Origin of the sequence: Vallitalea longa, assembly GCF_027923465.1 — a bacterium.
Lineage (GTDB): Bacteria > Bacillota > Clostridia > Lachnospirales > Vallitaleaceae > Vallitalea > Vallitalea longa.
In genome coordinates, this window is the sequence record NZ_BRLB01000017.1 from 53,088 (window position 1) to 66,827 (window position 13,740).

Sequence of the window (13,740 nt, forward strand, 5' to 3'; positions counted from 1 at the left end):
AATATTAAGCTTACCCTATGTCTTTAACACTGTATAGATAGTCAAAATAACCCTATTTTATATAATTATGTACAATTTAAGCAATAAAAATCAATTTAGCACATATATTTTAGTTTATTATTTTAACCCTTATAAATATATAATTAATTTTTTATTTATTTAGGCTATTTATTAATTGTATCTATTATAAAATTGTACAATAGTAACATCTACTCTAAAATTCCACTCAGCTTTTTTACTTCAATGCTTTACATAGTTAAATCGTTCATTTAACTCTGCAAAAAATAAATATTAATTTACCCTTAAAAATAAAAAAGCTGAGTTAATATTTCTTTTTACTTAAACATACGATCGTATGCTGTTTGTTCAATTTCAATCAATTCATCGAGTCCCATTTGCTTTAGTGTTGTAACATAAGCATCCCAACCTTCATCAATATCAACTTCACCCGTTACAAACTGAGCAACAGCTGTATCAATATATGTCATAATATCTGTTTTTAGCGTGGCTACCCTTTTCTCTTCTTTTTCTTTATAAACAAGATTAGGTACTACTTGTTTATATTCAAGATTTTCTTTACGTCTTAAACGCTCAATTAACAATCTCCAATATTCTAATTCAATATTGAGACTATCTGGATTAGCAATAACTTTTTCAAGACGTTCATCTGTCATGTTTAATACTGCTTCCTCTGGATAACCTACTGTTCCTGTCATCATCATAAATGCACCTTGAATAACTGCTCTTTGCTGTCTATATTCACCCTGTGATTTATAACCCTCTGGCAAAGGAAGATCAGCAACTTTAACCCCTTCCATTTCTATTAATTCATAAGAATGTCCTTTAAATCCATGAGTTCCAGTTAAAATTCCTTCATCTGTACAAAGGTAATCAATTAAGCGTGCAATTTCTATAGGATGTTTTGTTTCTGCATTTACAATAAACACTCCACTATCTGTAACCTTATTCTTTAATGGAATTACTCCTTGTTGTCCAGCTTTTTCAGTCAAGCCTCCAATAGCTGTCCAATTTTTATCCCAAGTTTGATCTTTTTTAGCTACTACGTATGGTGCTGAAGGACAACCTACAAGTCCAACACGATCTTCATTTGCTTTAGATTCAACTTCTTGTCTAGTTTGAATATATGCCTCTTGATCTATTAAACCTTCTGAATATAATTTTCTCATATATTTTAAGAATTTTTTATAATTATCAGTAACATTTCCTGATGCAATCGTTCCATTATCTTCAATTAACAAATAATCTCGTGTATATCCTTGTAAACCAAAAGCTGATAAAAGAGGGATGTCTGTATACCAATAGAAATTACGATCATAAGCCATAGGAATTTCATCATCTGAATCTCCATTTCCATTAGCATCTTTTTCTTTAAAAGCTTTTAGCACTTCATAAAGTTCATTAAGATTAGTAGGTTCTTCCATTCCTACATTATCAAGCCAAACTTGATTCAAAAAGATTCTGGGAATTTCTCTAGTGGGATCCATATTAAAGGGAGCTATTGAATAGATATTACCATCAGGTGCTGTAAGAGCTGCTTTCCATTCAGGATATTCTTCAAATCTAGCCTTAAGATTAGGCATATATTCTAAGTATTCATTTAATGGTAAGAAATATCCTTGTGCACCATATTGGTTTATTATAGCTAATGATGTTGCACTATTTACTACAATATCTGTTAACTCATTGGTAGATAACATTAATGTAAATTGTGTTTTCCATGAATCGTTGGAATAAGGTTCTGCTTGTATATCAAGTCCAAATTGCTCTTTAATCTGTTCAAGTTGAATTGTGTTTTGCCAATCCTTTGTTGCACCTTGTCTTCCTGTCATTGTAAGTGTAATAGGTTCTTTAGCAATAGGATAACCTGTTAAATTAATGTTTTCGTCTACTTCATTAGTTACTTTCGTGCTTTTGGTGTCATCTGAACTACCATTAACAGTATCAGTTTTTCCACAACCAACCATTGATACCATTAATATCCCCGTTAATACAACTATAATACTTTTCTTAAATATTATTCCCATTGATTTTCCTCCTTAACTATTTTTATTGTCATCAATACTTAGCTAGTAAAAAGTCCTCAATAGCTTAATATTAAATTGCATATTCATTATCCTGTTAACCTTTATTTTACTTAAACATACGATCATATGCTGTTTGTTCAATTTTATTTAATTCATCAAGTCCCATTTGCTTTAGTGTTGCGATATAATTATCCCAATCTTCATCAATATCAACTTCACCAGTTACAAACTGAGCAATAGCTGTATCAATATACGTTGTAATATCTGTTTTCAAAGTAGCTACTCTTTCTCCTTCCTTTTCTGTATAAACAAGTTTTGGAAGAACTTCTTCATGTTTAATATTTTCTTTACGTCTTAATCTCTCAATTAATAACAGCCAATAACTAAATTCATTATTGTCTGAATCAGCCATAACTTCTTCAAGGCGTTCATCAGTCATACTCATTACTACTTCCTCAGGACGACCTTTTGTACCTGTCATCAACAAAAATGCCCCTTGAATAATTGCTTTTTGCTGTCTATATTCCTCTTTTGATTTATAACCCTCTGGTACTGGAAGTTCAACAACATTAATACCTTCTACTTCTTTAAATTCATAAGAATGTCCTTCGAATCCATATTCTCCAGTTAAAATTCCTTTATCTGTACAAAGATAATCAATTAAACGTGCAATTGCTATGGGATGCTTAGTATTTGCATTTACAATAAATACTGCACTATCTGTAACCTTACTATTCATTGGTATTACTCCTTGTTGCCCCTCTTTTTCTGTCAACCCTCCAATAGCTGTCCAATTTCTATCCCACGAGCCATCTTTTTTAGCTACTACATATGGTGCTGAAGGACAACCTACAAGTCCAATACGATCTTCATTTGCTTTAGATTCAAGTTCTTGTCTAGTTTGAACATATGCCTCTTGATCTATTAATCCTTCTGAATATAGTTTCCTCATATATTTTAAAAATTCTTTATAATTATCAGTAATATTTCCTGACGTAATAATTCCATCATTTTCAATTGACAAGTAATCAGGTGTAAATCCATTTATACCAAATGCTGATAAAAAAGGAATATCAGTACGCCAATAGAAGTTACGATCATACGCCATAGGAATTTCATCATTTGGATCTCCATTTCCATTAGCATCTTGTTCTTTAAATGCTTTTAGAACTTCATAAAGTTTTTCAAGATTAGTAGGTTCTTCCATTCCTACATTATCAAGCCAAACTTGATTTAAGAAGATTCTAGGAGTTACTCTAGTTGGATCCATATCAAATTTTGCTATTGAATAGATATTACCATCAGGTGCTGTTATCGCAGCTTTCCATTCAGGATACTCTTCTAATCTAGCCTTAAAGTTAGGCATATATTCTAAGTATTCATTTAATGGTAAGAAATATCCTTGCTCTCCATATTTATTTATTTCAGTTAATGATGTTGCGCTATTAACTACAATGTCTGTTAGCTCGTCAGTAGATAACATTAATGTAAATTGTGTCTTCCATGAATCATTAGAATAAGGTTCTGCTTTGATATCAAGTCCAAATTGCTCTTTAAACTGTTCAAGCTGAACTGTATTTTGCCAATCCTTTGTTACACCTTGTTTTCCTGTCATTGTAAGTATAATAGGTTCTTTAGCAATAGGATAACCTGTTAAATTAATGTTTTCGTCTACTTCATTAGTTACTTTCATGCTTTTGGTGTCATCTGAACTACCATTAACAGTATCCGTTTTTCCACAACCAACCATTGATACCATTAATATCCCCGCTAATATAACTATAATACTTTGCTTAAATACTTTTCCCATTGATTTTCCTCCTTAACTATTTTCATTGTCGTTTTGTGACAACATTAATATTAAGTTTATCCCATGTCATAAATACTGTATAGATAGTCAAAATAGTACTTTTTCTTAAAATATATGGGGTTTTTGCTATAAAAATCAATTTGAGACATATGTTTTAGTAGAATATGCACCATCAAAAAAAATAATATTATATTCTTTTTAAATAATTAACTGTTTTTTTTATTTTATTAATTTAAAAACTATACAATAGTTACATTAACCTATGTTAAATTTTAGTAATTCATCAATCTTTTTTTAATCATTGATATAACTTTTGTCACAAAAATTACATATAAAAAGAGGCAATAAAAATGAATTTATCATTTATATTACCTCATGTTTTATGTCTTTGAAAAGTCCTATTTTTTTCACCCTCTAAAAACTTTAGGTGACACACCAATCTTTTTTTTGAATAATCTAGAAAAATAATGAATGGAATATCCCCCAACCTCTTCTGCAATTTCTCCGATTGTATTATTACTATGCTGTAACAAGTCAACTGCCTTGTTCATACGTAATGTTATTAAATACTGTTGAATTGTTTGTCCAGTACAATTCAATACTAATTTATTCAAATGATTTGGATGATAGTTAAACCGTTGTCCAAGAAATGAATTTGTCATTTTTTCATCAGAGTGTGTTTTTAGATAATTTATGATAGTTTCAACAGAAATTTTACTTCCTATATTATATGTCAAATTATATAGGTTATTTTCTATCACTAAAGTCAAAGCAGCCTTTAACAAACCACTTATTACTCCTTGACAATACGTACTTCTTAAACAATATAATCTTTGAACTTCTTCCAAATAGTATTTTATCCTTACTCTATCCTTAACTTGGCTATAAGAAGATAATTTATTTAGATCATTAAATTCTACAACTTCATTAACTTTATTCCACGAAAACGACTTTTCATTATAATGTATACAAGGATAATCAAGGTGACAATGATTTCTAGTCATATCAAATTGCACACCGATTACTAGTAATGGCATTAAAACATCCGATTTAATACTATGTAACTGTCCAGGACCCCAAATCAAGAAATCACCTTCCGTAACATTATAACTTTGATTTCCTATTATAAACATACCTTTACCTTTACAAATATAATGCAATTGATAATGGGGATTTATTCTTATCCCTGTATAAAATCCAGCTTCAATTATGTGTTTTGATGCCCTTCTAATATATGGGTTAATATCACTAATTGATATCTTTATAATTTTTTTTTGCATTGCATCAGAATTATTTTGCATATTGTCATATCCCTACTCAATTTCTTTATTTTGTGCAAATCCTTCTTACTTTCATCTAAATACTATATCATTAAAACTTGATATAATCAATGTATTAATTAATATATTATGAAAGGAGTTATATTATGCCAAAAAACAAAAAGCCAAATATTTTACACATTTTTGTTGATCAAATGCGTCATGATACTATTGCAGCGCTCGGCAATCCTGTGATTAAAACACCAAATCTTGATAGACTAGCACAAAGTGGTATTTCTTTCACAAATGCATACACGCCTTCTCCTGTATGCATAGCAGCCAGATGTTCTATGATTTACGGTCAATATCCAATGCATACTGGCACCTATGAAAATAGAGCAATGCCACAAGATGGCAGAGAAACTTTTATGGATGGTCTTAAAGATAACGGTTACCATACCTATGGTATTGGAAAATGTCACTTTTCTCCAAATTCAGAAGCATTACTTGGCTTTGAAGAAAGAGAACGTCAAGAAGAATTAACAAGACTTGACCTTGATAAAGAACCATACCTCCAATTACTTAAAGATAAAGGATATGATTATGTTTGTGAACCTCATGGTATAAGAGGTGAAATGTATTATGTACCACAACCTTCTCAATTACCTGAATCTCTACATCCAACTACTTGGATTAGAGAACGTACTCAAGCTTTTTTAGAAAGAAAAAAAGATTCAGATAAACCATGGTATCTTTTTTCAAGTTTTATCCATCCTCATCCACCTTTTGCGCCACCAAATCCTTGGCACAAAATATATAGGGGTGCTTTAATGCCGCTACCTAATGTACCTGCAAATGTTGATTCTCTTCAAACATATGTTAACAAATGTCAAAACAGATACAAATATAAGGATCAAGGACTTGATAATAATCTTCTACGCACAATGAAAGCTTACTATTATGCTTGTATTTCATTCATAGATTATCAAGTAGGATTAATTTTAGATACCTTGGAATCAACTGGTCAGCTAGATAATACTTTAATTATCTTTACAAGTGATCATGGTGAACATCTAGGTGACTATAATTGTTTTGGAAAAAGAAGTTTTCATGATACAGCTGCTAGAATACCAATGTTAGTCTCAATGCCAGGTAAATTTGAAGGTGGTGTTACTTGTGATACACCAGTCAGCTTAATTGACTTAGCTCCTACTTTCTTAAATCTTGGTAATGCTAACATAAAATCACACGAACTAGATGGTGAAGATCTTTATGATATTTTTACGGGAGCATCAAAAAGAGATACTGTCTTTGGTCAACTTTCATATTTTAATCCAAGAAATAGTATTGTTGAAGACAACGATAAAGTAAGCCCTATCCTTCGTGAAAATGAAGAATTGTGGCGCGCTAGTGCTTCAACTTATATGGCAGTATCTAAAGATTGGAAATATTTCTATAGTGCCCCTGATGAACAAGAATATTTATTCAACAAGAAAACAGATCCTTTTGAAACAAGAAATTCTGCTGGTCTTGTGTTTAATAAACAAAACCTACTTACTATGAGACATAAAACAATGGACTTTCTAAGAAATGGTAATGAAACCGCAGGTGTTGAAGGTGATCAATGGAAATTATTTGGTAAAAAAATAATACCTGATGATCCTGACACCGGGTTACTTATACAAGATACTAAAATGCCATGGGTAAAAAATGAAGTAAAAAATTATAGTGAACATAATCTTGATAGAATGTTTTAATCAATATTTAAAGAAACGACCTTTGTATTTATAGGTCGTTTCTTTATTATCTTTTGATTTATTAGAAAACTTACATTATATTCAGATACCCTAATTATTGATAATAATTTCTTTTTTTATCTCTTTTAATAATATGTCTCTCTGTTCCAGAATAAGGCAAATCATCGGAAGCTCTTATTGAACTTTTTAACAATTCTTCCAATAATTCAACCTTTTTAATGCCACAGTCTTTATTGTCATATAGATTATTAAGTTCATACTTATCTTCAATCAAATTATACATTTCACCTTTTCCCATCATGTCAAATGTAAGCTTCCAATCATTTTTTATAACAGCTCTCATTTTTCCTGCCTGTGTAACAGAATTAAGTTCATCAATAGTTACTGCCTCAGCAATACCTTTGTTTTCAGGTGTTAAATTATCTATATCTTCATTTTTAAAATAAAGACCACCTGCACCTTGCTCTATATAAACACTTTCATATTGACATTTTGGATAATCCATGTCCATAAGTATAGGTAATATACTTTTGCCTTGAACACCATCCGATATATCTTCCCCTATTATTTCACTTATAGTTGGCATAATATCACATATTGATACATGCTCCATACATTTTTTCTCTTTAGCTTTAATTTCAGGACCAACTATAATTAGAGGTATTCTACATAATACTTCAGGCAAGCCTGGACCTTTTCGAATAAGCCCATATTCACCAAAGAAATCTCCATGGTCACTAACATAAATTATAATGGTGTTTTCTAATAATTCATTCTCTTTCAAATAATTATAAACTCTTTCAATTTGCTCATCAATAATTTTAAGCATACCACAATAATTTTTCTTTGTTCTTTTTATTTCTTTATTGAAGTCAGTTATATTTTCTTCCCATATTTTTCTCTGCCATATGTATTTATCACCTTTTTTCACCAAATCTTCTTTTCCTGTTTCATTTGGTGTTGGATCAAACATAGAAAAATATGGTTCTGGCGCATAAAAAGGATTATGGGGCTCTCTCATACCTAACTGTAAAAAAAATGAATCTTTCTGATTATTTTTTATGAACTCTATTGCCTTTGATGTAAGCCTATAAGGTTCAATATCTTCAACATCAAATTTTGTTGGTTTATGGTCTGCTAGATGTTTAAGATTTTTCCTATAGGTATCAAATGCTTTCTGCTTTTCTGTGTTGTTCTCATCATTTTCTAATTCCTTTATACCATAATAAAGATTGAATATATCATGATCTTTTTCTCTAAATGTATGATCTTTACCTACCAATCCTATTTTATAATCATTTCTATGCAACACATCATATATATCCTCACTACAATAATTATCCATAAGATTCGGATTTACTTTTACATGTGCTGCTGTGGGATATCTTCCTGTTGTTAAACTTGTTCTTGCTGGCGCACATAGTGGCATAGATGTATAAGATTTTTTAAAATCTACCCCTTTTTTTGCTAAAGAATCTAAAAATGGCATAACATCATACTCAAATCCTTCACTTTTTCTTATATCTGCTCTATGTTGATCTGTTGTTATTAAGACTATATTGGGGTTTTTTTTCATTTTATTTAACCTCTTACTTATATTTTGATTATCAAAGCACACCTATATTTTTTATATTAAGTATGATTTATTCTTAAGCTACTAATCTACTTATACCAGTGAAAATTATAATATTTTTTGGAATTTGAATCTGTTTCATATCCTTTTATATGAGGAACACTTCCCGGCAAATCTTGAAATAATAGATAAGCATCTGAATCATCTGGCATCTCTCTCTTAGGATAAACTTTCCATTGATCGTCTTTAATCGGGTCAAGATACCCCTCTTTTTTAAAATAGCTAATAAGTTTTTCTCTCATTTCCTTTGTCTTTTTATGATATAACGGACTATTAGCTTTATTCCTTGTTTCTTCAGGATCCATTTTTAAATCAAAAAGGAATTCTCTATTATCTGGTGCTGAATAAATATATTTATAATCTCCACTTAAAGCCATATAATTAGCATAGCCCTCCTTTTGATACTGACCATATATTGTATCTCTATCACACTTATTATCTAAAATATCAAATAAACTCTCACCTGGGTAATCTTCCTCAAATGGAATCTCAGCTGCTTGTAAAAAAGTTGGCATTATATCAATTAACGATACGAGTTGATTACAAATAATGTTTCCATTACATCCTGGATATTTAACAAGCATAGGAATTTTAGCCGATGAATCTAAAAAACTCCTTTTACCAAAACAATTGTAATCCCCTAAAAATTCACCATGATCTGCTGTAAATACAATCATCGTATTCTCCATAAGATTTTCTTTTTCCATATAATCTAATAATCTACCTAAATTGTAATCAATAAAAGATACCTCTGCATAATAATAAGCTTTTATCATTTTAACCAAATTGTCATCAATACCTTGATCACGATATTTATACCTATTTTGAAAATCATTCCAGAGAGTTTTTAATCCTTCAGAATTATCTGGTCTTTTAGGCAAGGGCATATCAGGTCCACGATATAATTTATTCCAAGGACTTGGTGGTGCAAATGGTGGATGAGGCTTTTCAAATGATGTCATCATAAAAAATGGTTTATCCTTATCACGTTCTTTCAAATAATTAATGGATTCATCAACAGTCCATGCACTATGATGTAGTTCTTCTGTTAACTGTGACACTTGTGGTATATAATACATCTCACCTTTTACACCTTTATAATCATAAACATGACCAAATCCATTTTTCTTATTGTTTTGATAGAAATCATTTTTTTCAAAATCATTCTCTTCATCACAGACTTTTCTTTTATCAAACCCCCATTTAGTACAACGCCCAGTATCAAATGTAAAATGCATCTTACCCGTACCAAAAGTTTGGTAACCTTGTTCAGACAAGATTTCCATAAAACTTCTATAACCATTTGGCATTCTATGATTTTCAATAACCCCTGTTTTATGTGGCATAAATCCTGTATGCATTGAGAACCTTGCTGGTATACACACTGGACATGGTGTATAAGCTCTAGTAAAGGATACCCCTGATTCTACCAACTTATTTAGAATAGGTGTTTTAATAACTGGATTTCCTAGAGCTTCTATAGTATCAGCTCTCAATTGATCTGAAAATACTAACAAAATATTCATTTTCTTCTCCATCTTCTTATCTCCTCTTTCCAGCATATCAATTCTCTATATTTTAATATTCTTGGTGAAATATTTCTTTCACCGTATTGTATGCTAACTTTGGTCTTCTATATTCATCCACAACCCCCTTGTTATTGTGACCTCGTGGTCTTATAAACTCCCACCTTCCTTCAGTTACACGACAGTCTGCAAATTGCCAGATTAGTGTGCCTATAATCTCAGTCCTTTTCAAATACACTTCTAGTGAATCACTTATAACTTTACACTGTCTTTCTTCAGACCACTTAAGTTCTCTAGCATCATGATTACCATAGATAGCACCTGCACCAAATTCACTAATAATCATTGGTTTTTCATTCCCAAATTTTGATTCAATCCATTCTAACTCTTTACAATATTGCAAAGAAATATCTTCTTTTATTGTTGAATTACCATACCAACCGTGATAAATATTTATTGATATAATATCAACAAGATCCATACAAATATCTGTGAAATGCTTATCTGATGCAAATGTCACTGGTCGACTACTATCCATAGATTTAATTTTTTTTATTTGTTCCTCATATAAAGATCTTCCTTTGTCAACATGACTGGCACATTCATTTAGAAGCCCCCATATGATGATTGATGGATGATTATAATGGCTTTGAATCATTTCTTCTATACACATCAAACTTTGTGACCGAAAATTTTTATGTTGCATATCTTCTATACTCAAACCTCTTGCATGGGACTCTTCCCATACCAAAATACCATACTCATCACATAAGTCCAAAAATCGTTCATCATTAGGATAATGACAAGTACGAACCGTATTACAATTCATATCCAACAATAATGTTATATCAGTACAAGCTAACTGAACAGGAATAGATACACCTGACATATTAAAATCTTCATGTCTATTAAACCCTTTAAGCTTAACAGCTTTCCCATTTAGTAATAACTGCCTATTACTCACTTCCAGCTTTCTAAATCCAATACGCTCGTTAAAATCATCCTTAATTGTTCCATTATCTGTTATAAGACAAGATTCTAATAAGTAAAGATTAGGTTCCTGATTACTCCATAATTTTATATCATCACATATCATTACTACTTTACATTGTTTTTTTTCTTTTGCTGCCAATTGTAAGTTCTCAAGTCTTATTTTATTATTAGAATCGCCAAGCTTGGCCATAAAATTAACTTTCTTACACGTTGATGAAAGATTAACTATCTCTGCTTTAATGTTCAATTGCCATGTGCTATTTTCAAACTTTGGTGTCCCTTGAACATTTTTAATATATAAATCAGGTAACTTTTCAATAACCACTGGTCGAATAATTCCACCATAGGAATAATAATCATTTGGAATATGTAATGCTGACTCTTTGTCAAATTCATTACTCACCATAACTTCTAAGGTATGATTACCTTTTTTAACATTTTTTAAAACAACATGAAATTCAGTATAAGCACCATAATGATAACATTTCTTTTCACCATCAAAATAAACTGTTCCATGGTGTCCAACCCCTTTAAATGTTATATCATAATTTCCATCCTCATAAATCTCTACTTGAAGTTTATACGCAGCTTTGCCACGATAATTTGCATATTTAATATTTGATTGCCAACAACTCGGTACCATCATCTTTTCAGTATAATTTGAAGGCAGTTTTTGCCCTTCTTTTAATGGTTGAAATTCCCACAATCCTTCAAGTTCTTTTTGTTGGCGAACTTTATGTTGATTGAATAATCTAATCATAATATCCTCCTTTTATGTTTATGTGCTGTTAGAATACTTATTTTATTGGCATATTTATAAAATGTTATTCACCGAAGATTTATATATATTTATTTTAATTTCTGCTTAAGGCATATTTAATAGGATAGTTTAGTGAACCTGTATTTCTGGGCACACCATAATCCTGATTCCCATCTCTATAGAAGAAAATCAGGATTTCTCCTCATTATTTTAACTTATAGTTATCAATCACCACATTTTGTTAATATTATAACCATCATTACTTAAACATACGATCATATGCTGTTTGTTCAATCTTAATTAATTCTTCAAGTCCCATTTTCTTTAACGTTGTAACATAATTATCCCAACCCTCATCAATATCAACTTCACCAGTTACAAACTGAGCTACAGCTGTATCAATAAATGTCACAATATCTGTTTTTAATATGGCTACTCTTTTACCTTCTTCTTCTGTATAAACAAGCTTTGGTACAGTCTTTTTATGTTCAATATTTTCTTTACGTCTTAATCGCTCCATTAATAACATCCAATAGCTAAATTCGCTACTGTCTGGATCAGCCATAACTTCTTCAAGACGTTCATCAGACATTTTAATTGCGGCTTCCTCAGCATAACCATTTATTGAATTCTGTAATAAAGAAAATGCACCTTGAATGATTGCCTTTTGCTGTCTATATTCCTCTTTTGATTTATAACCTTCTGGCAACATCATAGTGACAACATTAACTCCTTCCATTTCTATAAATTCATAAGAATATCCTTCAAATCCATGAGATCCAGTGAAATCCCCTTTATCTGTACAAAGGTAATCAATTAAACGTGCAATTGCTATAGGATGCTTTGTATTTGCATTTACAATAAACACTCCACTATCTATAACCCTATTTTTCAACGGAATTACTCCTTGTTGTCCTGCTTCCTCAGTCAACCCGCCTACAGATGTCCAATTTCTATCCCAAGAGTTATCTTTTTTAGCTACTGCAAATGGTGCCGAAGGGCAACCCAAAAGTCCAATACGATCTTCATTTGCTTTAGCTTCCAGCTCTTGTTTAGTTTGAATATATGCCTCTTGATCTATTAAACCTTCTGAATAAAGTTTTCTCATATATTTTAAGTATGCTTTATAGTTGTCCGTAATATTTCCTGACGAAACAGTCCCACCGTCTTCAATCAACAAATAGTCTCGTGCAAATCCATACAAGCCAAATGCTGATAAAAGAGGAATATCTGTATACCAATACGCATCACGATCATACGATAAAGGAATCTCATCATTGGCATCCCCATTTCCATTAGCATCTTTTTCTTTAAAAGCTTTCAGCACTTCATAAAGTTCATCAAGATTAGTAGGTTCTTCCATCCCTACATTATCAAGCCAAGTTTTATTCAAGAAAATTCTAGGAATCTGTCCAATCAGAGTTACATTTAATTTAGCTATTGCATAGATGTTACCATCAGGTGCTGTAATAGCTGCTTTCCATTCTGGATACTCTTCTAATCTAGCTTTAAAATTAGGCATATAGTCTAAGTATTCATTCAATGGTAGAAAATATCCTTGCTCGCCATATTGATTTAATTCAGTTAATGATGTTGCACTATTTACTACAATATCTGTTAGTTCATTCGTAGATAGCATTAATGTAAATTGTGTTTTCCATGAATCGTTAGAATAAGGTTCTGCTTTAATATCAAGTCCAAATTGTTCTTTAAACTGTTCAAGTTGAATTGTGTTTTGCCAATCCTTTGAAGCCCCTTGTCTACCTGTCATTGTAAGTGTTATAGGCTCTTTAGCAATGGGATAACCTGTCAAATTAATATTTTCACTTATTTGCTTAGTTGCGTTGATGTCATCTGAACCACCCTCAACAGTATCTGTTTTACCGCAACCAATTATTGATATCACTAGTATCCCAACTAATAAAACTGTAATGCTTTGCTTAAACATTTTTTTCAT

8 protein-coding genes are annotated in these 13,740 nt (G+C 31.0%); 1 reads left to right on the forward strand and 7 read right to left on the reverse strand.

The features are described 5' to 3' along the window. Positions 1-335: 335 nt before the first annotated feature. The 3 genes from QMG30_RS19935 to QMG30_RS19945 all read right to left on the reverse strand — a co-directional run bounded on the left by QMG30_RS19935 (position 336) and on the right by QMG30_RS19945 (position 5,156). Positions 336-2,045, reverse strand: a complete 1,710-nt coding sequence (locus QMG30_RS19935; protein ID WP_281818539.1) for an extracellular solute-binding protein — start codon at positions 2,043-2,045, stop codon at positions 336-338. 106 nt (positions 2,046-2,151) lie between these two features. Further along, positions 2,152-3,855: an extracellular solute-binding protein gene (locus QMG30_RS19940; RefSeq protein WP_281818542.1), complete on the reverse strand. Its 1,704-nt coding sequence runs from the start codon at positions 3,853-3,855 to the stop codon at positions 2,152-2,154. Positions 3,856-4,262: 407 nt separating this feature from the next. Further along, entirely contained in the window at positions 4,263-5,156 is an 894-nt protein-coding gene (locus tag QMG30_RS19945; RefSeq protein ID WP_281818544.1) for an AraC family transcriptional regulator, read from the reverse strand. Positions 5,157-5,281: 125 nt separating this feature from the next. Here QMG30_RS19945 and QMG30_RS19950 point away from each other — a divergent pair, with 125 nt between their 5' ends. Continuing rightward, positions 5,282-6,871, forward strand: a complete 1,590-nt coding sequence (locus tag QMG30_RS19950) for a sulfatase family protein (protein ID WP_281818546.1) — start codon at positions 5,282-5,284, stop codon at positions 6,869-6,871. Positions 6,872-6,965: 94 nt separating this feature from the next. On the opposite strand, the gene QMG30_RS19955 is transcribed toward QMG30_RS19950, so the two are convergent. The 4 genes from QMG30_RS19955 to QMG30_RS19970 all read right to left on the reverse strand — a co-directional run bounded on the left by QMG30_RS19955 (position 6,966) and on the right by QMG30_RS19970 (position 13,740). Next, on the reverse strand, positions 6,966-8,447 hold the full coding sequence (locus QMG30_RS19955) for a sulfatase-like hydrolase/transferase (RefSeq protein WP_281818547.1): 1,482 nt from the start codon (positions 8,445-8,447) through the stop codon (positions 6,966-6,968). A gap of 86 nt (positions 8,448-8,533) precedes the next feature. Further along, positions 8,534-10,042: a sulfatase family protein gene (locus tag QMG30_RS19960; protein ID WP_281818548.1), complete on the reverse strand. Its 1,509-nt coding sequence runs from the start codon at positions 10,040-10,042 to the stop codon at positions 8,534-8,536. 40 nt (positions 10,043-10,082) lie between these two features. After that, complete coding sequence (locus QMG30_RS19965; protein ID WP_281818549.1) at positions 10,083-11,783, reverse strand: glycoside hydrolase family 2 TIM barrel-domain containing protein; 1,701 nt, start codon at positions 11,781-11,783, stop codon at positions 10,083-10,085. 259 nt (positions 11,784-12,042) lie between these two features. Then, positions 12,043-13,740: an extracellular solute-binding protein gene (locus tag QMG30_RS19970; RefSeq protein ID WP_281818551.1), complete on the reverse strand. Its 1,698-nt coding sequence runs from the start codon at positions 13,738-13,740 to the stop codon at positions 12,043-12,045.